This window comes from Sphingomonas sp., from assembly GCF_965200135.1.
Classification (GTDB): Bacteria; Pseudomonadota; Alphaproteobacteria; order Sphingomonadales; family Sphingomonadaceae; genus Sphingomonas.
The window spans coordinates 303,745-327,298 of record NZ_CBDATK010000006.1; the positions used below are offsets into that span (position 1 = coordinate 303,745).

General features: G+C 65.8%; 32 protein-coding genes and 1 pseudogene. 12 read left to right on the plus strand and 21 right to left on the minus strand.

The features are described from left to right. Window positions 1-23 precede the first annotated feature (23 nt). From ACOFKS_RS06070 to ACOFKS_RS06155, 18 genes and pseudogenes are all read right to left on the minus strand, one after another. Window positions 24-2,867 carry a valine--tRNA ligase gene (locus ACOFKS_RS06070; protein WP_419808347.1) on the minus strand — a complete coding sequence of 948 codons (2,844 nt, stop codon included), beginning with the start codon at window positions 2,865-2,867 and terminating at the stop codon, window positions 24-26. 41 nt (window positions 2,868-2,908) lie between these two features. Next, window positions 2,909-4,990, minus strand: a complete 2,082-nt coding sequence (locus ACOFKS_RS06075) for a prolyl oligopeptidase family serine peptidase (protein WP_419808348.1) — start codon at window positions 4,988-4,990, stop codon at window positions 2,909-2,911. Between the two features lie 241 nt (window positions 4,991-5,231). Then, window positions 5,232-5,777, minus strand: coding sequence for a DUF2497 domain-containing protein (locus ACOFKS_RS06080; protein ID WP_419808349.1), 546 nt, complete (start codon window positions 5,775-5,777; stop codon window positions 5,232-5,234). A gap of 30 nt (window positions 5,778-5,807) precedes the next feature. Next, the gene (locus ACOFKS_RS06085; protein WP_419808350.1) at window positions 5,808-7,319 is read right to left on the minus strand and encodes a TolC family outer membrane protein; all 1,512 of its coding nucleotides are present in this window, start codon (window positions 7,317-7,319) and stop codon (window positions 5,808-5,810) included. Window positions 7,320-7,330: 11 nt separating this feature from the next. Continuing rightward, complete coding sequence (locus tag ACOFKS_RS06090; protein ID WP_419808351.1) at window positions 7,331-7,996, minus strand: protein-L-isoaspartate O-methyltransferase family protein; 666 nt, start codon at window positions 7,994-7,996, stop codon at window positions 7,331-7,333. A gap of 316 nt (window positions 7,997-8,312) precedes the next feature. Next, window positions 8,313-9,356, minus strand: a complete 1,044-nt coding sequence (locus ACOFKS_RS06095) for a tyrosine-type recombinase/integrase (RefSeq protein ID WP_419808716.1) — start codon at window positions 9,354-9,356, stop codon at window positions 8,313-8,315. Beyond that, window positions 9,343-9,609 (minus strand): hypothetical protein, encoded by a 267-nt coding sequence (locus ACOFKS_RS06100; RefSeq protein WP_419808352.1) that lies wholly within the window; start codon window positions 9,607-9,609, stop codon window positions 9,343-9,345. Before ACOFKS_RS06100 ends, ACOFKS_RS06095 begins: the two co-directional genes overlap by 14 nt. Beyond that, complete coding sequence (locus ACOFKS_RS06105; RefSeq protein ID WP_419808353.1) at window positions 9,606-9,815, minus strand: hypothetical protein; 210 nt, start codon at window positions 9,813-9,815, stop codon at window positions 9,606-9,608. The genes ACOFKS_RS06100 and ACOFKS_RS06105 overlap by 4 nt, the downstream gene beginning before the upstream one ends. 991 nt (window positions 9,816-10,806) lie before the next feature. Further along, window positions 10,807-10,962 (minus strand): annotated as a pseudogene (locus ACOFKS_RS06110) (DfrB family trimethoprim-resistant dihydrofolate reductase); the annotation flags it as partial. Between the two features lie 247 nt (window positions 10,963-11,209). Then, window positions 11,210-11,452, minus strand: coding sequence for a hypothetical protein (locus tag ACOFKS_RS06115; RefSeq protein WP_419808354.1), 243 nt, complete (start codon window positions 11,450-11,452; stop codon window positions 11,210-11,212). After that, a complete protein-coding gene (locus ACOFKS_RS06120; protein ID WP_419808355.1) occupies window positions 11,442-11,696 on the minus strand; it encodes a hypothetical protein in 255 nt (84 codons plus the stop codon). Before ACOFKS_RS06120 ends, ACOFKS_RS06115 begins: the two co-directional genes overlap by 11 nt. 669 nt (window positions 11,697-12,365) lie before the next feature. Further along, window positions 12,366-12,965, minus strand: coding sequence for a hypothetical protein (locus tag ACOFKS_RS06125; protein WP_419808356.1), 600 nt, complete (start codon window positions 12,963-12,965; stop codon window positions 12,366-12,368). Next, window positions 12,962-13,147, minus strand: coding sequence for a hypothetical protein (locus ACOFKS_RS06130; protein WP_419808357.1), 186 nt, complete (start codon window positions 13,145-13,147; stop codon window positions 12,962-12,964). The genes ACOFKS_RS06125 and ACOFKS_RS06130 overlap by 4 nt, the downstream gene beginning before the upstream one ends. Next, window positions 13,144-13,308: a hypothetical protein gene (locus ACOFKS_RS06135; protein ID WP_419808358.1), complete on the minus strand. Its 165-nt coding sequence runs from the start codon at window positions 13,306-13,308 to the stop codon at window positions 13,144-13,146. Before ACOFKS_RS06135 ends, ACOFKS_RS06130 begins: the two co-directional genes overlap by 4 nt. Then, complete coding sequence (locus ACOFKS_RS06140; RefSeq protein ID WP_419808359.1) at window positions 13,308-13,676, minus strand: hypothetical protein; 369 nt, start codon at window positions 13,674-13,676, stop codon at window positions 13,308-13,310. Before ACOFKS_RS06140 ends, ACOFKS_RS06135 begins: the two co-directional genes overlap by 1 nt. Before the next feature lie 38 nt (window positions 13,677-13,714). Continuing rightward, the gene (locus ACOFKS_RS06145) at window positions 13,715-14,161 is read right to left on the minus strand and encodes a hypothetical protein (RefSeq protein WP_419808360.1); all 447 of its coding nucleotides are present in this window, start codon (window positions 14,159-14,161) and stop codon (window positions 13,715-13,717) included. Between the two features lie 577 nt (window positions 14,162-14,738). Then, window positions 14,739-16,400, minus strand: a complete 1,662-nt coding sequence (locus ACOFKS_RS06150) for a DNA methyltransferase (RefSeq protein WP_419808361.1) — start codon at window positions 16,398-16,400, stop codon at window positions 14,739-14,741. Between the two features lie 72 nt (window positions 16,401-16,472). Beyond that, window positions 16,473-16,952 (minus strand): hypothetical protein, encoded by a 480-nt coding sequence (locus tag ACOFKS_RS06155; RefSeq protein WP_419808362.1) that lies wholly within the window; start codon window positions 16,950-16,952, stop codon window positions 16,473-16,475. 25 nt (window positions 16,953-16,977) lie between these two features. Here ACOFKS_RS06155 and ACOFKS_RS06160 point away from each other — a divergent pair, with 25 nt between their 5' ends. Continuing rightward, complete coding sequence (locus ACOFKS_RS06160; RefSeq protein WP_419808363.1) at window positions 16,978-17,160, plus strand: hypothetical protein; 183 nt, start codon at window positions 16,978-16,980, stop codon at window positions 17,158-17,160. A gap of 21 nt (window positions 17,161-17,181) precedes the next feature. Here ACOFKS_RS06160 and ACOFKS_RS06165 read toward each other — a convergent pair whose 3' ends face one another. After that, complete coding sequence (locus ACOFKS_RS06165; RefSeq protein WP_419808364.1) at window positions 17,182-17,454, minus strand: hypothetical protein; 273 nt, start codon at window positions 17,452-17,454, stop codon at window positions 17,182-17,184. Between the two features lie 388 nt (window positions 17,455-17,842). On the opposite strand from ACOFKS_RS06165, the gene ACOFKS_RS06170 reads away from it, so the two are divergent. From ACOFKS_RS06170 to ACOFKS_RS06190, 5 genes are read left to right on the plus strand one after another with little or no spacing between them, the layout of a single operon-like run. Beyond that, window positions 17,843-18,301, plus strand: a complete 459-nt coding sequence (locus ACOFKS_RS06170; protein WP_419808365.1) for a hypothetical protein — start codon at window positions 17,843-17,845, stop codon at window positions 18,299-18,301. A 41-nt stretch (window positions 18,302-18,342) separates the two neighbouring features. Beyond that, complete coding sequence (locus ACOFKS_RS06175; RefSeq protein WP_419808366.1) at window positions 18,343-18,489, plus strand: hypothetical protein; 147 nt, start codon at window positions 18,343-18,345, stop codon at window positions 18,487-18,489. Continuing rightward, entirely contained in the window at window positions 18,486-19,088 is a 603-nt protein-coding gene (locus ACOFKS_RS06180; protein WP_419808367.1) for a hypothetical protein, read from the plus strand. The genes ACOFKS_RS06175 and ACOFKS_RS06180 overlap by 4 nt, the downstream gene beginning before the upstream one ends. Beyond that, a complete protein-coding gene (locus ACOFKS_RS06185; RefSeq protein WP_419808368.1) occupies window positions 19,088-19,354 on the plus strand; it encodes a hypothetical protein in 267 nt (88 codons plus the stop codon). Before ACOFKS_RS06180 ends, ACOFKS_RS06185 begins: the two co-directional genes overlap by 1 nt. Continuing rightward, window positions 19,347-19,673: a hypothetical protein gene (locus ACOFKS_RS06190; RefSeq protein WP_419808369.1), complete on the plus strand. Its 327-nt coding sequence runs from the start codon at window positions 19,347-19,349 to the stop codon at window positions 19,671-19,673. Before ACOFKS_RS06185 ends, ACOFKS_RS06190 begins: the two co-directional genes overlap by 8 nt. A 5-nt stretch (window positions 19,674-19,678) precedes the next feature. Here ACOFKS_RS06190 and ACOFKS_RS06195 read toward each other — a convergent pair whose 3' ends face one another. Together ACOFKS_RS06195 and ACOFKS_RS06200 are read right to left on the minus strand one after the other, a co-directional pair. Further along, window positions 19,679-19,834, minus strand: coding sequence for a hypothetical protein (locus tag ACOFKS_RS06195; protein ID WP_419808370.1), 156 nt, complete (start codon window positions 19,832-19,834; stop codon window positions 19,679-19,681). A 3-nt stretch (window positions 19,835-19,837) separates the two neighbouring features. Then, complete coding sequence (locus ACOFKS_RS06200; RefSeq protein ID WP_419808371.1) at window positions 19,838-20,026, minus strand: hypothetical protein; 189 nt, start codon at window positions 20,024-20,026, stop codon at window positions 19,838-19,840. Between the two features lie 80 nt (window positions 20,027-20,106). On the opposite strand from ACOFKS_RS06200, the gene ACOFKS_RS06205 reads away from it, so the two are divergent. From ACOFKS_RS06205 to ACOFKS_RS06230, 6 genes are all read left to right on the plus strand, one after another. Then, on the plus strand, window positions 20,107-20,295 hold the full coding sequence (locus ACOFKS_RS06205) for a hypothetical protein (RefSeq protein ID WP_419808372.1): 189 nt from the start codon (window positions 20,107-20,109) through the stop codon (window positions 20,293-20,295). After that, entirely contained in the window at window positions 20,292-20,936 is a 645-nt protein-coding gene (locus ACOFKS_RS06210) for a hypothetical protein (RefSeq protein WP_419808373.1), read from the plus strand. Before ACOFKS_RS06205 ends, ACOFKS_RS06210 begins: the two co-directional genes overlap by 4 nt. Beyond that, entirely contained in the window at window positions 20,821-21,489 is a 669-nt protein-coding gene (locus ACOFKS_RS06215; RefSeq protein ID WP_419808374.1) for a hypothetical protein, read from the plus strand. The genes ACOFKS_RS06210 and ACOFKS_RS06215 overlap by 116 nt, the downstream gene beginning before the upstream one ends. After that, complete coding sequence (gene nusG / locus ACOFKS_RS06220) at window positions 21,489-22,028, plus strand: transcription termination/antitermination protein NusG (RefSeq protein WP_419808375.1); 540 nt, start codon at window positions 21,489-21,491, stop codon at window positions 22,026-22,028. The genes ACOFKS_RS06215 and nusG overlap by 1 nt, the downstream gene beginning before the upstream one ends. A gap of 572 nt (window positions 22,029-22,600) precedes the next feature. Beyond that, on the plus strand, window positions 22,601-22,846 hold the full coding sequence (locus tag ACOFKS_RS06225) for an HNH endonuclease (RefSeq protein WP_419808376.1): 246 nt from the start codon (window positions 22,601-22,603) through the stop codon (window positions 22,844-22,846). A gap of 66 nt (window positions 22,847-22,912) precedes the next feature. Then, window positions 22,913-23,545, plus strand: coding sequence for a hypothetical protein (locus tag ACOFKS_RS06230; protein WP_419808377.1), 633 nt, complete (start codon window positions 22,913-22,915; stop codon window positions 23,543-23,545). Window positions 23,546-23,554: the final 9 nt, after the last annotated feature.

The following is a 23,554-nucleotide window of genomic DNA, read 5'->3' on the forward strand; positions in this document are numbered from 1 at the left end:
GCCGGGGTGACGGGGTGCTTGTCTCACCCGAGCCGGCCCAACGCCGCACGCAGACGCTCCGCCTCCGCCGCGCGTTCGTCGTGGTCGGCACGCGCCTTTTCCACTGCTTCCGGTTTGGCCCGCTCGGTGAAGCTCGGATTGCCGAGCCGCGCCGCGAGGCCGTCGCGGTCCTTCTCCGCCACCGCGATCGCCTTGGCGAGGCGGGCGCGTTCGGCGTCGAGGTCGATCATGTCCCCGAGCGGCAGAATGAAGGTTGCCTCGTCCATTACCACCGACACCCGCGCGCCGAGCGCCGGCGTGCCGTCCTGCACCTGCACCCGAGCCAGGCGCTCCAACGTCGGCCGGCTGCTCGCCAGACGAGCGCGAGTCGTATCCCCCTCGCCGTCCACATGGAGCGGCAGCTTGGCTCCGGGCGGCACATTGAGTTCGGTCCGCGCCGCACGGATCTCGCCGACGAGGCGGATCAGCCAGTCGACCTCCGCCTCCGCCGCCGGATCGAGACTACGCGCGTCGGTCATCGGCCATTTGGCGACGATCAGGTCGTGGTCCCGCTCGGCCAGCGCATGCCACAGTTCCTCGGTGATGAAGGGCATGAACGGGTGGAGCACGACCAGGATCTGGTCGAGCACCCAGCCGGCGACCGCCTTGGTCTCGGTGTCGATGGCGCCGCGCTCGTCGCCGATCGCGATCGGCTTGATGAGTTCCAGATACCAGTCACAGAAGCGGCTCCAGATGAACTGATAGATCGCGTTCGCCGCCGCGTCGAAGCGATAGTCGGCGAGTGCGAGGTCCACCGCCTGCACGGTGCGGATCGTCTCCGCCACGATCCACTTGTTGACCGCCAGCGTCGCGGGCGGCGGCTCCAGCGTCGTCGAGCCGCCGATGCCGTTCGCCTGCGCGAAACGGGCGGCGTTCCACAGCTTGGTCGCGAAGTTGCGATAGCCCTCGACGCGGCGCTCATCCATCTTGATGTCGCGACCCTGGCTCTCCATCGCGGCCATGAAGAAGCGAAGGGCGTCGGCACCGTAGCGATCGATCAGGCCGAGCGGATCGACGGTGTTGCCCTTCGACTTCGACATCTTCTGCCCGTCGGCGGCGCGGACGAGGCCGTGGAGGTAGAGCGTGCGGAACGGCACGTCCTCCATGAAGTGCAAACCCTGCATCATCATGCGGGCGTCCCAGAAGAACAGGATGTCGAAGCCGGAGACGAGGACGTCGTTGGGGTAGCGGCCGTGAAGTTGGGGCGAGGGCTTACCGTTCGTGCTGAGCCCTTCGACTTCGCTCGGCGCGAACGGAGGGTGATTACCCTCACGCCAACCCAAGGTCGCGAACGGCCACAGCGCGGAGCTGAACCACGTATCGAGGACGTCCTCGTCCTGCCGTAGCGCGATACCCTCTCCGGCCTGCGCCTGCGCCTCCTCTTCAGTCGCGGCGACGAAGATACGGCCGTCGTCCGCGAACCACGCCGGGATGCGATGCCCCCACCACAATTGCCGCGACACGCACCAGGGCTGGATGTTCTCCATCCAGTTGAAGAAGGTCTTCTCCCATGTCTTCGGCACGATCCGGATCGCACCCGAGCGGACCGCCTCGATCGCCGGTTGTGCGAGCGTCTTGGCGTCGACATACCATTGATCGGTCAGCATCGGCTCGATTACGACGCCACCGCGGTCGCCGAACGGCTGCATGATCGTCTTGTCCTCGACGCCGAGCATCAGCCCCTCGGCGTCGATGTCGGCGACCACCTTCGCACGGGCATCGTAGCGGTCGAGACCGCGATAGGCGTCGGGAACGAGGTTGAGCGTGTCGATCTCGACCGCGCTCGCCTCCGCCCCCGCCGCGATCTCCCGCGCGCGCGCCGACGCGACGGCATAGGGGGCGCCGTCGGTCCGCATCGCCGCGATCTCGTCCATCAGGCGATACATAGGGATGCCGTTGCGCTGGGCGACGCCGTAATCGTTCTCGTCATGCGCGCCGGTGATCTTCACTGCGCCAGAGCCGAACGCGGAATCGGGATAGTCGTCGGTGATGATCGGAATCAGGCGGCGATGCTCCTTTGGTCCCACCGGGATTTCGCAGAGCATGCCGACGATCGGACGGTAGCGCTCATCGCCGGGATGGACTGCGACAGCGCCGTCGCCGAGCATCGTCTCGGGCCGCGTGGTCGCGATCGCGATATAGTCGCGCACCTCCTCCAGCACGACCGCGCCATCGGCATCGCGCTCCACGTAAGTATAGGTCGCGCCGCCCGCGAGCGGGTATTTGAAGTGCCACATGTGACCCTTCACCTCACGCGACTCGACTTCCAGGTCGGAGACGGCGGTGCGGAGCGCGGGGTCCCAATTGACCAGCCTCTTGTCGCGATAGAGCAGGCCCTCGCGGTGGAGCTGGACGAAGACGTGCGTCACCGCGGCCGAGAAGCCCTCGTCCATCGTGAAGCGTTCGTTGCTCCAGTCCATCGAGCAGCCGAGCCGGCGCAGCTGGCGCGTGATCTCGCCGCCCGACTTGGCCTTCCAGTCCCAGACGCGGTCGACGAACGCCTCGCGGGTGAAGTCGGTGCGCTTCTTCTGCTCCGTCGCGAGGTCGCGTTCGACTACCATCTGCGTCGCGATGCCGGCGTGGTCGGTGCCGACGACCCACAGCGCATCCTTGCCCTTCAGCCGCGCGTGCCGCGTCAGGATGTCCTGCAACGTGTTATCGAGCGCGTGGCCGATGTGGAGCGAGCCGGTGACGTTCGGCGGCGGGTTGACGATCGTCCACGGCGCCGCGCCCGGACGGTCGGGCCGGAACAGACCGCTCTCCTCCCAATGGGCATACCAGCGGGATTCGATCACGGCGGGATCGAAGGTCTTGGGGAGTTCGGCCATGCCGGCGGCTCTAACGAGCGGCCGGCATTAGTCCAAGCCGGTCAGTTGGTCGGGCTCGCTGCCGGGGCGACGTGCAGGTCGGCGCGCGAAGCCTTGCCGGTCCAGCGATCCATCCAGCCGAGCACCTCCGCATACCATTGGCGGCTGTTGCGCGGCTTGAGCACCCAGTGGTTCTCGTCGGCGTTGACGAGCAGGCGCGAGGGGATGTTGCGGCGTTGCAGCGCGGTGAACGCGGCTAGCCCCTGGGTGTAGGGGATGCGGAAGTCGCGTTCGCCGGTAATGACCAGCATCGGCGTCTTCCACTGCGCGACGCCGTTGACCGGATTCCAGCGCTCGAACGCCTGCGGGTCTTCGTAATAGGCTTTGCCGCCATGCTCCCACTCGTCGAACCACAGCTCCTCGGTCTCGTACGCCATGGCGCGGGAATCGAAGACGCCGTCGTGCTGGACGATGCACTTGAACCGGTCGGGCCACTGGCCCTCGATCCAGTTCATCATGTAGCCGCCATAGGACGCACCCAGCGCGCAGGCGCGGTCGCCGTCGAGCCAGCCGAAGCGGTCGGTCGCCGCCTTCAGCCCGGCCTTCAGATCCACCAGCGGCCAGCCGCCCCAGTTGTTGCTGATCGAGTCGGTGAAGGCCTGGCCGTAGCCCGTGGACCCGTGGAAATCGATCGCGACGAGGCCATAGCCGCCGCCGGCGAACACCGCCGGGTTCCAGCGATACGACCAGCTGTCGTTGCTCGATCCCTGCGGCCCGCCATGGACCATAAAGGCGACCGGCACCTTGCCCGCCGCGCCATAGGGCCGCACCGCATAGCCGTGCGCGGTGTCGCCGTTCGCGCCGGTGAAGCTGAAGCGGGTGACGGTCGGCAGGTCGATGCCCGCGAGCTTGTCGGCGTTGACGCTGGTCAGCCGCACCGGCTTGCCGCGACCGGCGATGCCGTAGAAGTCGTCGGGCGCGATCAGGCTGTCCATCGCCACCACCGCGCCGCGCGGCGTGACCGCGACCGCGGCGACATGGCCCTCAGCGGTGAGGCGGGTGACCTTGCCGGACGTGGCGTCGACGCGGAACAGCGGCACGTCCTGCACATCGTCGGCGGTGACGAGCAGCGACTTGCCGTCGGCGGCCCAAAAGATACTGGACACCGACCGGTCCCAGCCCTGCGTCAGCGGGCGAACCTGTCCGGACGCGAGGTCGCGGAGCATCAGCACCTGACGATCCGCCTCGAAGCCCGGCCGCGCCATCGCCACATAGGCGAGCATACGGCCATCGGGCGACACGGTCGGCAGCGTGTCGGTCGCGTCGTTCGCGTCGGTCAGGTTGAGCGGGGCGGCCGAGCCGTCGGCCGGGACCGAGAAGATGTCGAGATTGGTCGAGGTCGCCTCGATCCGCCCCGCCTCGCGCAACGCGAAGAACAACGTGCGGCCATCGGCGCTCCATGCCACTTCCTCCGCCCCGCCGGACGGCTTGGACGGCGTGTCGCCGACCAAGCCGTGTTCCACCGCGACGCCGTCGCCCGGTGCGCCATCGGGGCCGAGCGGCAGGACGAAGAGCTGCGACCGGTCGCCGTTCGCCCAGGTATCCCAATGGCGCACGAACAGCTGATCATAGGTGCGGCCGGTGCCCGCGTTCGGGTCGCGCTTTTCCTGCGCTGGCGCGAGGCTGGGGGCGCCGGGCTTGCGGTCCGCCCAGACGACGATGCGGTCGCCGGTCGGGGCGACGCGGAACCCGCCGAAGCCGCCCTGGAAGCCCGTCAGCTGCCGCGGTGTGCCGCCAGTGACGGGGATCGACCAGATCGCGTCGTCGCCGCCCTTGTCGGACGAAAAGTAAACGGTTTCGCCGACGATCTGCGGATCGTTCTCGTTGACGTCGGCCTCGGCGAGCAGCTTTTCGGGCTTTGCGCCGCGCCGGGTCAGGTCGAGCCGCCACAGGTCGTAGCGCCCCCGGTTCGCCGCCAGGTCGGTCTCGCGCTGCGCCCAGACCAGCCAGTGGCCGTCCTTGCTCGCGGTCGGCGCGCCGACGCGGCTTAGCATCGTCACGTCGGCGATGGTGAGCTGACGGGCGGCGGCCGGGGCAGCGGCGACGGATAGCGCGAGCAGGCTCGCGGACAGGATGCGCTTCATGGCGGGGTTAGAGCAGAGGGGCACGCCTGATTCAACATGCGGCCTCAAGACCGGATCGGTTGCCGGAAGTTCACGAACGTCACGGAACGTAAGCGGGAACGCGGATGAAGCGTGGCGACGTAGCAATCAGTCTACCGAGGCGCGACACGAGGATGTGCGACCGGCCTGGGGGGATGCCGGTTCGCTGAATGTATGACAGGAAAACCGCGCCACGACGCCGGTTCGCCGTCGCGAACTTACCTCAGCCTTGCTGGCCAGTGATCCGCTTGATCTCGGCGGCGACCATGTCCTCGACCATCGCGGGCAGGTTGGCGTCGAGCCAGTCGCTCAACATCGGCCGAAGCATGTCGCGGACCATCCCCTCCAAAGTGCCGTCGCTGCCCGGTTCGGCCTTCACCACCATGCGGCTAAGCTGATCCAGCGCACCGCGACTGGCGGCGGCGACGTTCGCGGAGACGATCGGGGCGACCGACGCGGCCGGTGGCGCTTCGCGTCGGGGTTCGGGGCGCGCCGCCTCGATCGGCGAGGGGTCGAAGCGCGGCATCGGCTCCGGCCGCGCGGCCGGCATGGGATCGCTCAGCTCCAGCACCTCGGCGGTGTCGTCCGCCTCGTCAACGTTCAGGGGAAGCGGCGCGAGCGCCGGCGCAGAGAGCGGTGCGGCGGCGGTGCCGCCCGGCCGTACTGGACGCCGCTGACGCGGGCCGGGGCTGTCGCCTTCCTCGGCGATGATGCGTTTGATGGAGGACAGGATTTCCTCCATCGACGGTTCGGCGCTCAGATCACCCATCCCGGTCGGCTCGCCCCTTTTGTCCCGCCGTTACTGACGGTTCGGCGAGGCGGAACCTGTGGTCAAGGGGCGGTTCCTGTCAACCGGCGCGTCGAGCAACGGGTCCAGCGGCTTGGTCACCGTCGCGGTCTGCGCCGGCGTCTGTCCGGTCGTTGTCGCGACCGGCGCGGGCTCCCCGTCGCCGCCGAAGTCCGAGATCCTGTGGCGCACGCGGTTGTAGTTGACGGTCGGGTCGTAGAGCGGCCCGCCCTCCAGCCCCAGGTCGCGCGCCTCCGCCCTGCCCATCGCGGCGAGCAGGTTGAAGCCCGCGACATAGGCGTCGCGCCGCGCGGTCACCAGCGTGACCTGGCTGTTGAGCAGCTCCTGCTCGGCGTTGAGGATGTCGAGGATCGTGCGCGTGCCGACGCTGTTTTCGGCGCGCACGCCTTCCAGGCTGAGCTTGTTGGCGTTGACCGCCTGTTCGGAGGACAGGATCACCTCCTGACTGGAGCGATAGACCGCGAACGACGAGCGCGCTTGTGCGATGACGCCGCGTTCGGTTTCGGTCACGGCCTCGATCGCCTGGCTGCGCCGCGCCTCCGCCTGACGAACCAGCGCGGCAGGGCGGCCGCCCTGGAACAGCGGCAGATTGACCGAGAGGCCGAGCGTACCGGCGGTTCCGGTCTGTCCGACGCGCGTCGTGGTGCCGGCGCCTAGCGAGCCTAGGAAATCGCTGTAGCTGCCCCCCGCCGTGCCGCTGATCTGCGGCAGGCGCTGTGCCCGTGCCACGGCGATGTCATACCGCGTCGCATCGCGCTGTCGCGCAGCCGCGATCAACGCGGGATTTTGCGCCAACGCCTGCTGCACCGCGTTGTCGACCACAACCGGCAGGTTGGGCAGCGGCGGTGGCTCGTCCAGCGTGCCAGGCGGCGTGCCGATCAGGCGGACGTAATTCTCGCGGCTGCCGATCAGCCTCGCCTCCGCCGACTGGAGCTGCGCGCGGGCGATCGACAGCCGCGCTTCCGACTGCGCGACATCGGTGCGGGTCAGGTCGCCGACCTGGAACCGGTCGCGGCTGGCGCGCAGATTGACCTCCAGCACGCGGACGTTCTGCTGGTTCAGCCCGACGATCGCCTCGTCGCGGATGACGTCCTCGTAGGCGGCGACGACGTTGGTGAAGAGCACCGCCTCCGTATCGCGCAAGCCCGCCTGCCCTGCCTCGACACGAGTTTCGGCGGCGCGCACCGAGTTGCGGACGGCGCCGCCGCGATAGAGCGGAACAACCAGGTTGGCGCTCGCCTGCGCCTGACGCGCGGGCGAAGCGAAGCTGTTACCCGAGGTAAGCAGGTTCTCGCTGTATCCGCCGTTTGTCTGGATCGACGGCAACCCGTCGGCGCGCGCGATCGGGACGTTCTCGTCGATCGCGCGCTGTTGCGCGCGGGCGCCGGTGATGGTCGGATTGCTCTGATACGCGCGCAGCAGCGCCTCGCGCAGCGTGTCGGCGGCGGCGGGCGTGGCGGTGACGGTGCCGGCGAGCAGCAGGGAAACGACGATGCGGCGCATAGGCCTCCTTCCTAGAACCGGAAACCCTGCGGGCGCGCAAAGCCGGGCAGGACGACACAATCGGAATCGACGAACGCCTGCAGGCCGAACCCGCCCGCCGTCTTGCGCCCGGCGGCGAGCCGGGTGACGCCGCGCTCGATCAGGCCCGCTACGATTCGGCCGCCGGGGCGGACCTGATCGAGCAGCAGGGCGGGCAGCTCTTCGGCGGCGCCGTCGACGACCAGCACGTCATAGGGCCCACCGGCCGGGTGACCGGCCTCTAGGGGAGCCTCGACTACCTCGACATTGCCGGTGTCGGCCAGCGACCGACGCGCGATCGCCAGGAGGCGCGGGTCGCTTTCGACCGCGACGACCTGCGCCACCAGCCCGGCGAGCACCGCCGCCGCGTAACCACCGGCAGCCCCGATCAGCAGCACGCGATCGTCGGGCGCGAGCGCCGCCTCGGTCAGCAGGCGTCCGGTCGCGAGCGGGGGGTTGGCGGCGCGCGCGGCCCCCAGCGGGATGGCGGTGTCGCGATAGGCGAGTCCGGCGGCCTCGGGCGGCAGGAACAGCTCGCGCGGGATGCTCGCCATCGCGGCGATCACGCGCGTGTCCGACACCGCGTTGGTCCGCAGCTGGCTCGTCACCATGGCGTGGCGTTCGGCGCGGGTGGTGACGGGATCGGTCGCGAACATCATGGTCCTGGTCTGTCGCACGGCTGTTTTAGCGGTGCAACACAGTTGTTGAGCCGCGACTTGTAGCGGGCACAGCGGCGAGCGCCAAGGCACCTGCTGGCCCCATCGACATCGACCGATGGCTTGACCGCATCGGGATAAGTCGCCATTCGCCCGGCCCTCCACGCGATCGGCCCGATGGCGGAGTGGTGACGCAGAGGACTGCAAATCCACACACAAGTGAGGTTTGAGGCCGAGTGTTCGCGGTCTTCATGGTCTGTTCGCCTCGTGGAATATCATAGGGTTAGCAAAGCTACTGCGAACTCGTGCGAGGACTGGCTCACGCACTTTCCGCCACCTCCATCTTGGCCATCGCGGCCTTCGCGCGCAGCCGCTGAGAGGCATACTTCAGCGCCATCTTGAAGGTCTGATGACCGAGCACTGACTCGATCTCGGCAACGGTGCAGCCGGCCTCTTCCATCCGCGATCCGGCCGCATAGCGCAGGCCGTGCATTGATCGATTGTTCGGCAGGTCGGCGGTCTTCATGACCACGCGACGCAGCGCCTCCGACAGACCCTGCGCCGTGAATGCCACCGCGTCCGCGCTGGTCGCGATCACGACGGCGGTACGCGGCAGTGCGTCCAGATGCCGGCGCAGGACGGAATGGCAGGCGATGTCGAGCAGCGCCGAGGTCTTCGACTGCCTGACCCGGATCACGTCGCCTTGAAACTGCTGCCACGTCATCTTCGCCACGTCCTCCCGGCGCTGACCGGTGTAGAGCGCGATGAGCACCGGCGTGACGATATGCGCCGGCGCGGTTGCGAGGAAGAGATCGACCTCTGCGTCCGACCAGACGACGATCTCACGATCGCCCCCTTTGCGCTTCAGCCGCTTGATGCTCTTCGCGGGGTTGAAGCCGGCGGGGACATGATCGTTCTCGTCAGCCCAGCTGTAGAGGCGCGAGAGCATCTGCTTGATCTTGTGCGCCTTCCTGACCGTTTCTGCATGCCCGTCACGAACGGCCTTCAGGATGTTGCGGGTGGCCATGGCGAAGCGAACCTCGCCCAGCTCGGCGACGATCAGGTCGAGCGTGCGGCCGTAATCAAGCTGCGTGGCGTCGGCGAGCTCGTTGAACTCGGCGCTACGACGGTACTGCTGCACCAGCCAGGCGAAGCTTGCGCGTGATACCGGCACGGTGGCTGCGCGCCTGTCGACCGCCTCAAGCAGCTCGGCATAGCGCGCGATAAACGCCGGCTGATGCGGCTGCTCGCTCCAATGGATGCCTCGCTTGTTCGGCAGCGCCACGTCGCCGGTCAGCTTGTGCCTGAACCGCCAGTAGCGCCCCTTCGCGATGTATGTGTACCGAAGCTCAGTTGCGGCCATTGGCCTGCCGGCGCGCGAAGAAGCGCTCCTCTTCGTCGATGCTCTCGCGTAGATGATCCGCGGCGGCGATCGGCTGCTCGTCCATGCGGTCGACCCAACGATCCAGATCCCTGATGTCGTAGAGAACTCGACGGCCGACACGGCGAGCCTTCAGCCCGAGCCCGCGCAAGGTCGTGCTGCCGATCGAGAGGTAGTCGGCGGCGTCGCCTTCGGAGAGTAGGCGCGGCCAAGGGCGGACGGCGTCACGGTTCACCGGCAGTCTCCCATCCCGTAACGACGCCAGTACCGATCCCACCGAACCGCAGCCCCGGCCGCGATCACCGCGCACTCCAGCCGTCGACCGTCAGGCAGCGAGCAGCGCGCGACAATCCGGTTCCAGCTACGGTCCACCGGCGTGCAGGTCAGCCGCTGGTTGAGCACCAGCCGCGACACGACCGCCCTCGCCTGCTGTGCGGGCATGGCTGGGCAGACGGAGAGATGGCAGCCACCCGATAGCTCGTTCGCTTCGACGCCACTCGTCCTGACTCGTGTTCCGTTCGAACAAGTAAACGTATCAGCGTCGTGTACCGCCACGACTAGGCATAAGAAGGCGGTCAGCATGTGCGCTCCCTGCGGCGCGCAATAGAGTTGCCAGCCGCTCGCCTGCGGGTAGCGTCCGCCAAAAGCTCACCCCGAACCGCTTCTGGGACATGCACAGCGCCGCCGGTCACGTGGCTCCAAAAATCACCGCTCTTGATTCTGTAAATTACGGAAAACCCGACACCGAACCTGGGTGCGATTGCTTTTGGCAACTCTCCGTTTTGCAGGCGACGGACAATCTCGCGAACATCCAATTCGCTTAGCTTAGCACCGGGGCAAAGTTCACCTACCCGACGTTGCTTCTTTACGGCGTCCCGCGTGTTCTCGCTCGGCGTGCCCGCCCAGATGTGAGCCGGGTTGCAGCAGGGCGGGTTGTCGCAGGTGTGACAGGCAAGCCTGTCTAGGGGCATGGGTCCGTTGACCAGCTCCCAAGCGTAGCGAGGCGCGGGCGCTGACCAGAACCTTCCGTAGCCACCCTTCCTGGCGCTCGCCGTCCAAGGCCAGCAATCCTCAGGGCCACGCACGTCCACCTTCGCCCAAAATGCGCAAGCGCGGGAGCAATGCCGTTGCGATCCGTTCGTGCGCTCAAAAGGCTTCGAGCACTGAACGCACTGCAAATTGGTAGACCCAGCTCTGATAATGCCTCTTCCCATCACCCCTCCCCTACAACCGAGCCGGTAGCTTGGAGAGCGGCGCGGTAGGTTGTGGCGCGCATAAGCGTTGCTGGTCCGTCTTGCGCGTAGACCGCAAGATAGTGGCGCGCGTCAGCTTCGTAGGTGGACGCCGCGACCTGCATGTCATCTTGCCAGACCTCGAACATTACCTCCCCGCCCACAGGTTGAGCCGGGGCGGGTACTTCGGGGCAGGTGACGAGGGCAGCGCGCGGGTAAATCTGAACGCTGCCCGCCTCGTTCTCGCTCTCGACGGCGTAGCCTTCCGGCGTAAGGCTAGTGCTGTAAAAGCCAACCACCCGACCGGTCCAAGACGAGCCCTTCGATTTAAACACACGATCGCCAAGCGTAAATGTCCGCGCCTCCGCTTCGCTGCGATCGGCTGTCGGTTGGGGGGAGGCGAGGCGGGTGTTCCATGCGGCGGCGGCGATCACCTCATCGGGATACGATATTTGCAGCGCGTGAAACCCTAAGGGGCACGGCTCAACATGGGTGTCTGCGATGCTGACAGGATAATTCGGGTCGCTGTCGCGCATGAACGACGCAGGCTCACCGCACCAAGGGCACGGCAGAAGCTCCACCACCTCGCCGGGGCGAGCGTCGTCAGTCATATTTAAGCATTGCGTCTAGCCTTAGTTGAGAAAACCAGTTGTTTACGATACTTCGCGCCGCTGCCTTTTCTTCTTTTCCCCCGTCCGCCATCAATACGCAGTAACGGATAGAAATAACAACCGATGGCCTTAACTTCTTTTGAGACGGGTTCCATTCGCGGTCTGCAAATGGAGCAGCACGTTCTATAGCATCAAGAATATCATCACCGACCTCCGGTGCATCGTCAGTCTGCATGATCATGCGCTCCGAGTAAGTACCGGCGGACGGCGAGGCGGCGGTGACGGGCGAAGGCTTGGACAATCGAGTTGTCATCGATTCTCCCAGCTACGGCGTCCTCTTGCGCCTCTCTGGAGATCATCACTTTGCCCGCCTCCTCACGATCCACCTGCTCCACCACCTCGCCGTCAGTCTGCGACCACGGCCCGGTTGCAGGGCGAGACTCGCGGCTGCCGTCGTTGTGCTTGTAGGGGTCGGGCATGCGTCTTCTCCGAGTAAGTGCTGGCGGAGGTTGGCGGCAAGATCAGCCAAAGACGATCGCAACTTTTCGACGGCATCCGGCGTGTCAAAGGTGAGGTAGCATTGCGGGCCCGTCTCAGCCGCCTTCCACGCAATATTCACCATGTCCTCTTTTCCGACATAACTGTCAGGAACAGCCCGCATATTTAGGATGCCGACGCCTTCAGTTATGCCATGGCCAGTAATCACAGCCCCCGCACCAAACGGCCACACTTGAAGCATACCAAATTTCGGCTGGCTCTCCACCTGGTCGGTGTGCGCGTTATCCATGGTCATGCGACTGCTTTCCGCTCTTGAACCGGCCGCCACTCTTCTCGCTGAAGCCAGCCCGAGCCGATAACGGTGCGTTCCCACCCCCAATGAGCAAGGATCGCAGGCATCTGCGGCCCCATTGGCTCAACGACGACCGGCGACAGGCCCGCAGTGCGGGCACCCTCAATCAGCCGGGACAAAGCCCCTGCCCGCGTCGCCATAACTGCGATGATGTGAAGCTCGCCCTTGCTGATCGATAGAACGGGCCACCCATGCCAGTCAGACGGATTAAGCCAGTAGGGCGCAGTATGCGGGTAGATGGGCGTTCTGCCTTCCTCGCGTTCTCCGGCGAGCATCATTCGAGTGATTGGGGAAAGGCTCACGCCCCACCTCCATCACTCTGCTCGCTAGATGCTGTCTGGGTGCGGGCGAGGATGGCCGAGCGCGCGGCTTCAGCTTTTTCCGCCGAGTCGAAACTTTTGACCGTCCATTCATCATCATCGCCGACAGGCGGGATGAACAACTCCCAGCTATCCGGCAATCTCTCCGCCCATTGGAAGCGATTGATGAATGGCGTTACCTCTTGCGGCCAAACCTCTTGGTGCCATTCCAAAGGGTCGTCATAGGGGCGCTCGGGATCGTCGGCGTCCCAGCACATGTCACCGACCAGCTTTGCCCGCTCGTCACGCTCACGCACCGCCTCTGCAATACGGGCAGGCTCACCGTCGATATGGTCGAGGAGGGCGGGTAAGCCGTTGATGGCGGCGACGATGGCCCTAGCGTCGGACCAGCCTTCGCCTGTCCGTTCGTTAAACCACACAGCAGCTACCGCATCGCCATCGGGGCCAATGTCATGGCAGACCAGCTTGCGCTTGCCATCCATCACCTTGCCGCGACAGCCGTTCACGATCCACGGCCCCGGCGTCGCCTTCGCCAGAAGCGCCCGCAATTCAGCGCAATCGGCTACGTCCCCGCTCATTCTCCTGACTCCTGATGTTGGGTGGCGAGGGCGCGGAGAGCGGCGGTCTGCGGGAAGAACGCCCCCACGATGCGCCGCCAGTTCGGAATGAGCGTGACCAGCAACGTGGCGGCGGCGAGCACGGCGATGCAGCTGAGGCAGGCGATGCCGAGCAGGTAGAAGGCGAGGTCGGTGTTGGTCATGCGACGGGGGCCTCCTGCCAGCGCTGCTCGGGCACCTCGAAGGGCGCGCGGTGGGACTTCTCGACCATCACGAAGCCGGGACGCGTCGCCGGCTGGCGTGATCGACGGACCTTGACCGTGTGCCCGGCCGCGATCGCCACGATGCGGTGTTCGCTCGGCATCAGCCGAACCCCACTGAGCCGCGGTACGGATAGGAGCTGGGTTTTGCCGCCCAGCCGTCCGCGCGGATGTGCTTCGTCGTGCCGTCGGGCGCGATGATGGTGACCTTGTCGTCCGCGCGCCGCGCGAGCACCGGGCATGCGAACTCGTAGATCGGGATCCACGTGTTCAGGTTCGGCGCACCCTCGGTGTAAAGATCCTGCTCGCGGCGAACCGTCATCCGCTCGGCGGTGACCGGGTCGCGCCCGAGCTGGATGAGCCGCTCCTCCTGCTCAATCGTGAAGTCGTGGCCCTCGCGCCAGCCGCCCAACCACCAGGGCAGCGGCTTCGACGGCGTCCATTTCACCATCGCCGGGCGGCGGCCGAGCACCTGACGGTGCGCCAGTCCGAAGTTTGGTTCCCGTGCGATCACCGGCTCGCCTCCATGTAGCTGAGCGCGGCGGTCGTCGACGCAGCGCGGTGGGTAGCGAGCACCTTGCCCAGACGGGCGAGGTTGTACTCGGCCTCCGCCTCGGTGAGATCGCGCGCGGCGTTCTCGACTGCGGTACGGACGGCAAGGGCAAGCTGCGCGGCGGTGGGGCGGCGACCGCGGTGCGCCCGGCGCCAGCGGCCGACCTCCTCCACCACGGTCAGCAGCGCGCGGCCGGCGATGTGACGGGTCGGGTGCATGGCGAGCCGCTCGCCGCGCAGCCGGAACTCCTCCTCCGCATCGGCGAGGTCGGACCGGCGGGCGACGATCGTGGAATAATCCTTGATCGGGTCGATGCGGGCGACCTGCTCCTGCAGCTGGCGTAAGCGGACGGCGGGGTACGCCAGATCCTCGCACGCCTGATCGAGGTCGGGATCGTTGGTCACCGGCCCAACTCCCCCTGCTCACGCTCCCACGCGAGACGGCCGGGCCATTGCTGCCAGTATTTGACGGACAGGCTGACGGCGCTGCTCTCGGGCAGGCCCTTCTCGAAGGTCAGCCAGCCGACACAATGCTGCTCGCAGTGGCAGTCGTCGCAAAGCGGTATGCTGTGCCTGTCCGCTACCTTGGCCCCCATCCCCTTCCCGCCCGCGTGATCGACATGCGCGGCGACAATTGGGTTGCGGCGGTCACCCGCCTCGGGCTGGTGCGCGCATTTGGCGCACGGCAGCTTACGGAGCCAGCGGCGGAACTCCTCGGCGCACTTCCACGCCGGGCGGCCAGCGCGGGCTGGCTTCCGAGCCTGAAAAGCGGAACGGGGTAATTGGCGCGATTGTAGCACCGAGACCTCCCCCGCCGCTCCAGCAACCTCCCCGCGAGATTGCGGGGGCGGGTGGTGCAGCGGGTGGGCTCGTGTTCGCAGACTGCGATTATGCGGTCAATAGGAAACTTCGCAGTTTGCGAATGTGGGGATCTGGCTGGTACGTCACCTAACGATAAGCGCGGAGCACTGCGCTTTTTCGATTAAAGCGCCAATGAGCCTTGCCCCGTTGTTAATTTGGTGTTGATCCGTGTCGGCATGTGGAACTCGCGCTTATGAACAAGCACGTCCTCCGTCGTCAGGAACTGGATGCGCGGGTACCGAACGCCCCCGTACTCAAAGGTGCCAGCCTCCGCAGCCTCGCTCATCATCGCCTTGGTAGGCGGTGTGATGCTAAGAAACCCGGCCAAATCAGCGCCGTCTTCTCGCTCAAGCACTCCCCGAAGGTCTCTAACGTCCGTCGGCCGAACGTGCTTACCGCCTTTCACTTGGATCATCATTTCCCGAAGTCCCGTGCGCGTCTCAAAGTAGATGCGGCCATCGATTCCACGATCCGCGCTCTTTTTCGCCATAGGAAAGCCGCCGACGCGTTCGACAAACCAGTTCTGGAACGTCGAAGGATCCTTGTTGAACAGCTCCTGCGCTCCATCGACGCTCGTGGGTATCCCGTCTACCGCGTAATGAACGCCTTCGACCTGCCTGTACGTTTCGGTCAAAACCTCTCTAACAAGCTTCACTGACAGAATGGCGATGTCGCATCCGATCCACTTACGTCCATTCTTGACCGCACTGTAAATCGTCGTTCCACACCCGCAGAAGGGGTCAAATATCACGTCGCCGGGGTCGCTGGATGCCTGGACGATGCGATCCAGCAGGGCGATCGGCTTCTGCGTGGGATAGCCCATCCGCTCTTTCGCCTGAGAGTTGATCGGCGGAACGTCTAGGATCATATCTTGGATAGGCTGCCCACCAGATAGGTGGAGCTTAAACTCAGGAACCCCGACTGCTCCGCCTTTCTTCTGAGGAAAGCGAATAAATCCGTGCTGGTAAAGAAGCTCCAGCTGGTCGTGCAGGTCCTTGGGAATGGAAATTCCATCCTCCTTAAGTGCCGCGATCGCTCGCTTAGGCACAGCCCAATGCCTGCCAGCTGTTGTTGGATTGTAGCCGCGCCACTCTTGCCCCGACGCGCCTTTCGTGATGCCGGGGCCGGTTAGGACAACAAGGCGATAGGTACCGCGCTCATCTTTGTAACGGTATTTTGAGTCCAGATAGGATTGATCGTAGGCCTGTTCAACGCGGTTCCATTTGTAATGCTTGGAGGCACTGTAGAAAAGGATGGTGTCGTGAATATCGCCCCAACGTGAGGCTCCACCGTGTGCAAAAGTACGCTTCCAAACGATTTCGTTCTGAAAGTTGTCATGACCAAAAATGCCATCCATCATCACCTTTATGTAATGACTCGCGGTTGGGTCGCAGTGAAGATAGATTGACCCTGTTGGACGCAATATGCTCTTCATGTGTAGCATTCTCTGCACCATGAATATAAGGTATGCGAGTAGCTGCGGCTGCGTTTTTCGCAGCGCATTCATCCATAGCTTCCAGAAGTCTACATAGAAGTCGTCTACTCCATACTCACGCATAAGGACGGGCATGGATTTAGCGATGGCTTCCTTTTGCGCGTCCATCTGCCAAGTATCGCAGAAAGCCTCTACTTGCTCCGGAACCGGCTTTCCAGTCATGGTCGTATAAAGCAAGTTGTAGTTCTGTTTAGAATTAAAGGGCGGATCTAAATAAATCAGATCGACCGAATGCTTTTTCATGCCCTGCATAATTGTGAGGTTGTCACCGTACCAAAGCTTGTTCACGCGGCCGCCCCTACGAACATGCACTTGCTAACCCGGAATGCCGTCCAGAAACGATGCCTGACTCGTCGGCTCTCACCCGTCAGTGCCAGTGCCTGGAACAACCACGGCGGCCAAAGCTATAAGCTGCCGCCTCTGATCTTCAGTAGCTGCGAACCAAATTTCCGCGAGACCCGTTGGAAGCGCGGACGGGTCATGGTCAAGTAAGTGACCGGGTGTCGTTTTGAGAATTGGAGCGATACGACGGAGCCATTTCGCCGATAACTGGCGGTTGCTGTTCGTAAGATCGCTGACCATCCCAGCCGTCACTGTGCCTCCAAGCGCGTCCGCCAACGCCTGACCCGATACGCCGCGAAAGCGCATCCACGCCTTTAAGTGATTCGGACCGCCGTTCTTCTCGTCGCTCTTGTCCATCATCGCATTATGCGAATGCAGGTTGGGCAGGGCATCTGGCATTCTGCGATTTTCGGGGCTTGCGAACATAATCGCATTCTGCGAATATCGGGTTATGAACGAAGCACCATCGACGGGCCAGCTTGCGGCGGCGGCGGGCATCAGCAAGTCCTACGCCTCCGAAATCGTGAATGGCATTCGGAGACCTGCGCGCGCCCTTGCCATCCACATCTTCCGCCGCACCGGCTGGAAGCATGACAGCATCGGCGACCTGACCGACGACCAGATCGAAACGCTTGAAACGATCGAACCGTGGTCGCCCCGCCCCGCCCCCGCCCCGTCCGTCGCTCCGTTGGAGAAGGCGGCGTGAGCAGCCCCTATGTCGTCGGCGTCAGTCGCTCTGAGCGGATGCCAGTCGGTCTCGCACCCGCGCCCAGAACATATCGAGCCGCTGCGCTGCCACTTCTTGCAGCTGGTCTGTGTCTGCTGGCCCTGAGCCATGCACGTCAGCCGGGAGGTCGGTAAGTTGACGCCGCATCTCATCAGCAATGCCCGCGACGTGCTCGGCGCCAGCGCCCATGTCGCGCAGGACCAAGGCGTAGAGGTTCTCCAGCAGGAAGTTGATCTTGCTGAGCTCGGCCCCGAGCGCAGTCGTGTCGTCCATCGATCATCTCCGGTGGTTCTCTCTCCCTCCACCGTAGCCGAAGCCGGGGGCGTTGGAAGCGCTCCCGGTGGAGGGCTGGCATGACCGCCACCTGCGACCGCTGCCAGATCAGTTGCTGGCACCCTGAGGCCCGTAGCTGCACGCTCGCCGATTGCGCGCTGCGCCTCCCCTGTTCGGTCGACGGCATCCTGCCGCGCGGCCTTACCCTGGCCGATGTCCACTCCCCCGTCGGTCAGGAGCCTACCGCCAGCGCCACTGTGTCCCCCGCCCGTGGCGCTGGCGGCTTTGTCAACATTGAGAGCGGCCAAGATCGCGCGGGCGACGGCGAGCCGGACGGCCTTCGGTGCGGTGTGGAGAGTATCCCTGTTCATGTGGAGGCTCTTGCAGCGTGACCGACCAGACAATCCACGGCGTTCGCCCAGTCTTTTCCGCTTCGGCCGCCCTTGAGGCGGTCGGCGGTGAGCTGGCGCTGATCAAATCACAGGACCGGCTCACTTGGGGTGACGTCGCCGCGGTGCTCGGTGTCAGCGACGACCAGGCTGCAAAATACGCAGACGGCACCGCCGCCATGAACGTGGTTACCTTCGCCCGCGCCAAGCGCGAGTGGAATGGCCGTTTCACCGGCGCGCTCGACCGGCTCTGCCACGACAGCCGTCCGGGGAAGGACAGCGACCGCAAGCGGCACTGCCATGTGCTGCGCGCGGCGGTCGCCTTCGCCGAGGCGCTGGCAGACGATGACGACTTCGATGCGGACGAGGTGCGGGCCAATCGGCCGGCGCTGGAAGCCGCGCGTGACGCGATCAACGACGTGCTCGGCAAGCTGACGCCGCGCGCGATCGCTGGATGAGGATCAACCGGTCGCCGCAGCGCTGACCACAGGAGTGCAACATGGCCGAAGCAAAAGCCGTGACGGGGCGTCCCGTCGCGGGAGGAAACCTGCGTCCGATCGCCCACCGGCAGTTCAAGCTGCTGCCGGTGCCGTGCGACGCTGTGCCCGGCTGGAATGAGCGCTTGGCGCGGTGGGCGGCGGCATGACGGCGCGCACCTGCCTCGACTGCTCGACCACCATCACGCGCCATGGGAAGTCTGGCTGCTGCCGTCCCTGCGCGGCGCGGCGCACCCACGCCGACCCGGCCTTTCGTGCGCGGCTTGAGGCGGCCTCTCGGGCCGCAAAGCGCAGCCCCGCGTCGCGCGCCCGAGCCTCGGAGGCCGCCCTGCGAACGGAAGCGGAGCGCCGGGGCGATCCCGCATGGCACGCCTACAAGGTCGCCTCCGGCCGTCGCCTCCGCGCCGAGTACGATGCGTCACCCGAGGCACAGCTCCGCAATAGCGCAATGCGCGCCGCGGCCGGGCGTAAGATCAGCGACACCCGGCATGCGTGGTGCCCAATCGAGTATCGGCCGGCCTATCGAGCTATCCGCGACAAGGATGTGCCGGCAGCCGAAGCTCGGCGGATGGTGGAGGAGTTGATCCTCGCCGATCGAGCGCGCGAGGCTGCTCGGTTCGCCGCCCTTCCCCTCTTGGAACGCCAGCTCGCCCGCGTTGCTGCGGGAGCCAAGGTCGTTCCGACCTTCAAGCCGCAATTCGCAGGTCCGTCCTACACGCTCGGCGGCGTCGCGCCGGAGGCGATGTGATGTGCGCCGCTAAACCGGCTCAGCGCCTCGACCTCAACCGCATGGTGGGTCTGGAGACAGCCGCAACGATGCTCGGCGGTCAGCGGCACCTTGCCGATGCCCTGTCAATCGGAGACCGGGCAATCCGGGCCAAGCTCGCGGCCGAGCGGGGTGTCACGTATTCCGATCTGACGCTGGCCGGCAAGGCGCTGCGGGCGCGGGCTGCTCGATTGAGCGAACACGCCGACAAGCTGGACGTGCTCGCCGAGGCGGCGGTCCATGGCTGATCTGTTCCGCTACCCATATCAGCCTGGCGCTCGCGATCGCGACACGTCGCGTGCAGCTGCTGTTGCGATCGCACCCGCCTCCGCCCTGCTGCGCCAGCGGGTACTCGACGAGTTCGAGAGATCTTCCGGCCTCACAGCCGACGAATGCGCCGGCAGGCTCGGCCTGAGCATCCTCAGCGTGCGCCCTCGCGTCACCGAGCTATCGCGGCTCGGTAAGGTGCGGGACAGTGGCGCGCGGCGGACAAACGGATCGGGCCGGCGGGCGATTGTCTGGTCACCCGTCTACCCGGCGCGCATGGCCGGGCAGCGGGTTTCCTGATGCGGCTACTCGCCGCCTTGAACGAACATGTCGCCGGCATCGACGTCGTTGGTCAGCCGGGTCACCTGCGCGGGCGTTTCGCCTGGCGCATCGTCGCCCGGCAGCTGGGTCTCGTCCGGGGTGAGTGGTGGCGAGGAAGGTTGCTGCGTGGGGTCGCTCATCGCTTAAGCCTGCTGGCCGAGCTGAGCGGCGGATTCCTCGTCCGTCATCTCTTCGATCTCGGCATCGGGATCATCGGAGTCACCCGTCGGGCCACCAGCGGCGTCATCCATCGGGACCATGCTTGCGTCGGTGACGGTGTCGGCGATCGTGGGCTCCACGCCCTCGGTCGGATTGTCGGGGAAGTCAGCCATCGTGTCTCTCCTCTATGGGTTCGGTCTGAACGCCTGATCTCGGCGCGCGGCGGCATGATGCATGTTCTCGGGAGGGGTGAATGATCGCCGCCTGCTTCAACTGCGGCGCCAGAGAAGGCGTGCGCTGCGTCGACGATCGATGCTGCGAGAAGGAAGCCCGCGACACGGCCCTTGATTGGGATGCCGCTGGCGGCGCGGTCGATCTCGCGCGTGTGCACCACGACGCCCTGCTTGCCGAGGTCGCGCGCCGGCTGGAGGCCCGTCCGTGAGTGACGCGCTTCTCCAGCAGCTGCTCGACGCAGGAACACCTCCCTTGCTGGTGGCAAAGGTAGCGGCCGAGCTGGCGCGCGCGGAGGAGCGGGCGTCGCAATCACGAGAGCCGACCAAGGGTGCGCTGCGGATGCGCGCCTATCGCGAACGTCACCCCGCGTCACAGAACGTCACAAGTGACGCCAGTGACGCACAAGTGACGGAAAGCGTCACCTCGCCCCCTACCCCCAATAAAAGCCCCCCAGACCCCCAAAAATTAACCCCCACCCCGCCCCCGCCACCCACACGGGCGCGTACGTGCGAGGCGTTCCCCCGTCCCGATTGGGCCGACGCCCAGGTCTGGTCCGACCTGCTCGCCAACCGTCGCCGCAAGGGGCTGGCCGGCACCGCCACGGCTCACCGCAAGCTGCTCGCCGACATCGACCGGCTGACCGACGACGCATGGCCGCCAGGCCGGATCCTCGAAGCGGCTGTGAGCCGCGGTTGGGGAGCAATCTACGGATCGATCAAGGACGATGATGGCGATGGACGACGAGCAGGAACCGACCGCATGGCAGGAAACGGGCGGGGTCGTTCCGCAACCGGCTTCGGCGCTACCGGCGACGCAATGGTCGAGTTCGTCGCTGGCGCTCCCCACTAACACCGACCCGACGTCCGACACGCCGGACAATCGTCGCGCGTTCGCCGAGACGATCGGGCCGTGCTTGGCGCTCACCGCGCCGAGCGGCATGGGAAAGGAAGATCGGCGGAACTGGCTGGCGGCGGCTTTCGCATCGCTTCGCCACCTTCCGCTCGACGTGATCGAGGCCGGGTGCCGCGAGGCGGCGCGCGTGGCTGATCATCCAAGCAAAATCGTGCCAGCGGTGATCGCCGCGACTGAGGCCGACATGGCTTGGCGGAAGCGGAACAGCGTGCCGCGCCTCAGCGCGCCATCCGCGCCCGCCCTGCCCGCACCGGGCGATGAACGCCCAACCAGCGACGAGCTCGACGCAATCTGCAAGCGGTTTGCCGTCGGCCGGTACGCGACAGCGCAGCCACAACGAGATCCCGCCCGCCCTGTCGCTCAGCCCGCCCACGCCGACCCTCAACGGCCGTGCCGCGCGCCGACACGAGACGACTACCTGCGGCTCGGCGTTGATCCCTCAGTGTTGGAAAGCTTGATCGCGTCCGGCGAGCAGCGAGAGGCGGCGTGATGGGCGACTGGATCATCCTGCGGTGCTCGGCGGCGAGGACATTGAAGCTGGCTGCATCGCTGCAGGCGGCAGGCCTTGAGGTGTGGACGCCGACCGGCGTGGCAACGCGGGTGGGCCGCGGCAAGCAGCGCCGCGAGCAGGTCGCCACACCTGCCCCTATCACGCCGACGTTCGTGTTCGCCCCGGCGGGCCATGTCCGTGGCATGCTCGGCCTCGCCTCAGCAATGGCGAGCCCGCATCCTTCATTCTCGGTCTTCCGTCATCGCGACCGCGTGCCTGTTATCCGAGACGGCAGCCTCAACGCATTGCGCCAGGAGGAGGAGAAGCAGCAGACGAAGCAGCGCAAAGCCACACGGCGCTCCGTCCGCGTGGGTGCTACCGTCAAAATGGAGGAGGGCGCTTTCGCCGGCATGACCGGCACCGTTGAGCGAGGCAACGATCGTAAGGCGCTGGTCAACTTCGGTGGCGGCTTCGTGGTTGAGATTGCCACTTACCTTCTGCCTGAAGGCGTGCTATGCGGTGCCGCATCGGCCCAATAGGGCCAGCCGCCCGAGCGGCTCGACGGGTTTAGAGCGGCCCCACGTGAGGCAGCCTCCGTCTATCACCCTGCCCTTGCAGGCTGTGCGACGCTAACCAGGATCAGGTAAGCAACGTCATGCTCGGCGACACACCTGTTCGAGGTCAGACCAAGCGATGCGTTGGCTGCATGGGCGTCAAGCCTATCGCCCACTTCGCACTGATTGCGGGGCGTCGGTACCGAAGGTGCGGTGACTGCCATGCGCCGCATACCCGCGGCAAAGGCCGTGAGTGGTGGAAGACGGCTGAGGGTAAGCGGGAGTACCGCAAGCTGCGAGCTGAAAGGGAGAATCGGGAGTTCCGGCCGGGCATGCCTGGGCGGGTGCCGACAGTTGAGCGGAAGCGCGTCGAGCAACAGGCTGCGCTGAGTGGCGCAGAGGCTATCATCGCCTGTGCGCTTGTCGCTCAACACAGCATCTTGGCTGCGTGGAAGACGGCGCGAAACGAGCGGCAACGCTTAAGGTGGGTCGCGTCCCGTCAAGCTCGTCGAGCACGACAGCGCTCGCAATCTGACGGCACACTGACAACGGAAGAGATGGTCCGCCTCTTCCAGCGCCACACTAAGTGCGCTCATTGCGGCACGCGGCTAACTCGCCGCGCTGGCAATCGGCGTTACCGACCAACGGATGCGACCCTAGATCACGTGGTGCCGCTGTCGCTTGGTGGGCTTCACGGATTGAGCAACGTCGTAGTGGCCTGCTCAGCCTGCAACTTCGCGCGACCTCGTGCGACCTTGGACAGTATCGCGAGGGGTGCCGCTGGGTCCTGTCCGGCCTCCTGAGCAATACGGGGGACAGAGGCGTTCTTCGTTCCCAGCGCTAAGGTGTGAAAGGTGTCCGCACCCAAAATGTCCGCACCCAGACTGGTCAGCGTCCGCGAGTTTGCCCGCCTGGACGGCTGCGACGACAAGCTCGTCCGCCGAGCCATTAAGGCCGGAAAGCTGCGGGTTTCCGACGACGGCAAGGTCGACGCGGCGCTCGCCGGGTCGGGCTGGCGCAGGCAGAACCGGCGGGCTGCGGACAGTGCGGACATTCGCGAAGTGTCCGCACCAAGTGTCCGCACTGCGGTGAGGCGGAAGAAGTCCGCGCCCACGGCGGAGGAAGTCGCCGCGGCGGAAGGCGAGCTGTTCGCCGAAGAGATTGAGGGTTTCCTCGATAACGTCCTCGCCGGCACCTACGCGGACACGGCGACTGCCGAACGGGTGAAGGAGAACGCGCTCGCCGCGAAGCACCTGCTCGCCGCGCGTCGCGATGCCGGGCATCTGGTGGAGATCGAGCAGGCAGAAGCGGTGCTGTTCGAAACGCAGCGCGCGCAACGTGACGCCTGGATGAACTTCCCGACGCGGATCGGACCCTTGCTGGCGGCGGAGCTGGAGGTGGACGCGGACAAGGTCGTGGAGGCCCTGACGGCGCATGTCCATCAGCAGCTCGCCGACCTCGGCGAACCCGAGGCAGACTTCGCCGCCAACCGCGAAGGTTGATCGCCTAGC

Coding starts and splice junctions, on each gene's coding strand:
- ACOFKS_RS06070 (WP_419808347.1), bottom strand. CDS start 2,867: ATGGCCGAACTCCCCAAGACCTTCGATCCCGCCGTGATCGAATCCCGC.
- ACOFKS_RS06075 (WP_419808348.1), bottom strand. CDS start 4,990: ATGAAGCGCATCCTGTCCGCGAGCCTGCTCGCGCTATCCGTCGCCGCT.
- ACOFKS_RS06080 (WP_419808349.1), bottom strand. CDS start 5,777: ATGGGTGATCTGAGCGCCGAACCGTCGATGGAGGAAATCCTGTCCTCC.
- ACOFKS_RS06085 (WP_419808350.1), bottom strand. CDS start 7,319: ATGCGCCGCATCGTCGTTTCCCTGCTGCTCGCCGGCACCGTCACCGCC.
- ACOFKS_RS06090 (WP_419808351.1), bottom strand. CDS start 7,996: ATGATGTTCGCGACCGATCCCGTCACCACCCGCGCCGAACGCCACGCC.
- ACOFKS_RS06095 (WP_419808716.1), bottom strand. CDS start 9,356: ATGGCCGCAACTGAGCTTCGGTACACATACATCGCGAAGGGGCGCTAC.
- ACOFKS_RS06105 (WP_419808353.1), bottom strand. CDS start 9,815: ATGCCCGCACAGCAGGCGAGGGCGGTCGTGTCGCGGCTGGTGCTCAAC.
- ACOFKS_RS06115 (WP_419808354.1), bottom strand. CDS start 11,452: ATGCAGACTGACGATGCACCGGAGGTCGGTGATGATATTCTTGATGCT.
- ACOFKS_RS06120 (WP_419808355.1), bottom strand. CDS start 11,696: ATGCCCGACCCCTACAAGCACAACGACGGCAGCCGCGAGTCTCGCCCT.
- ACOFKS_RS06125 (WP_419808356.1), bottom strand. CDS start 12,965: ATGAGCGGGGACGTAGCCGATTGCGCTGAATTGCGGGCGCTTCTGGCG.
- ACOFKS_RS06130 (WP_419808357.1), bottom strand. CDS start 13,147: ATGACCAACACCGACCTCGCCTTCTACCTGCTCGGCATCGCCTGCCTC.
- ACOFKS_RS06135 (WP_419808358.1), bottom strand. CDS start 13,308: ATGCCGAGCGAACACCGCATCGTGGCGATCGCGGCCGGGCACACGGTC.
- ACOFKS_RS06155 (WP_419808362.1), bottom strand. CDS start 16,952: ATGCCCGCCGCCGCCGCAAGCTGGCCCGTCGATGGTGCTTCGTTCATA.
- ACOFKS_RS06165 (WP_419808364.1), bottom strand. CDS start 17,454: ATGGACGACACGACTGCGCTCGGGGCCGAGCTCAGCAAGATCAACTTC.
- ACOFKS_RS06175 (WP_419808366.1), top strand. CDS start 18,343: ATGGCCGAAGCAAAAGCCGTGACGGGGCGTCCCGTCGCGGGAGGAAAC.
- ACOFKS_RS06180 (WP_419808367.1), top strand. CDS start 18,486: ATGACGGCGCGCACCTGCCTCGACTGCTCGACCACCATCACGCGCCAT.
- ACOFKS_RS06185 (WP_419808368.1), top strand. CDS start 19,088: ATGTGCGCCGCTAAACCGGCTCAGCGCCTCGACCTCAACCGCATGGTG.
- ACOFKS_RS06190 (WP_419808369.1), top strand. CDS start 19,347: ATGGCTGATCTGTTCCGCTACCCATATCAGCCTGGCGCTCGCGATCGC.
- ACOFKS_RS06195 (WP_419808370.1), bottom strand. CDS start 19,834: ATGAGCGACCCCACGCAGCAACCTTCCTCGCCACCACTCACCCCGGAC.
- ACOFKS_RS06200 (WP_419808371.1), bottom strand. CDS start 20,026: ATGGCTGACTTCCCCGACAATCCGACCGAGGGCGTGGAGCCCACGATC.
- ACOFKS_RS06205 (WP_419808372.1), top strand. CDS start 20,107: ATGATCGCCGCCTGCTTCAACTGCGGCGCCAGAGAAGGCGTGCGCTGC.
- ACOFKS_RS06215 (WP_419808374.1), top strand. CDS start 20,821: ATGGACGACGAGCAGGAACCGACCGCATGGCAGGAAACGGGCGGGGTC.
- nusG (WP_419808375.1), top strand. CDS start 21,489: ATGGGCGACTGGATCATCCTGCGGTGCTCGGCGGCGAGGACATTGAAG.
- ACOFKS_RS06225 (WP_419808376.1), top strand. CDS start 22,601: ATGGTCCGCCTCTTCCAGCGCCACACTAAGTGCGCTCATTGCGGCACG.
- ACOFKS_RS06230 (WP_419808377.1), top strand. CDS start 22,913: ATGTCCGCACCCAGACTGGTCAGCGTCCGCGAGTTTGCCCGCCTGGAC.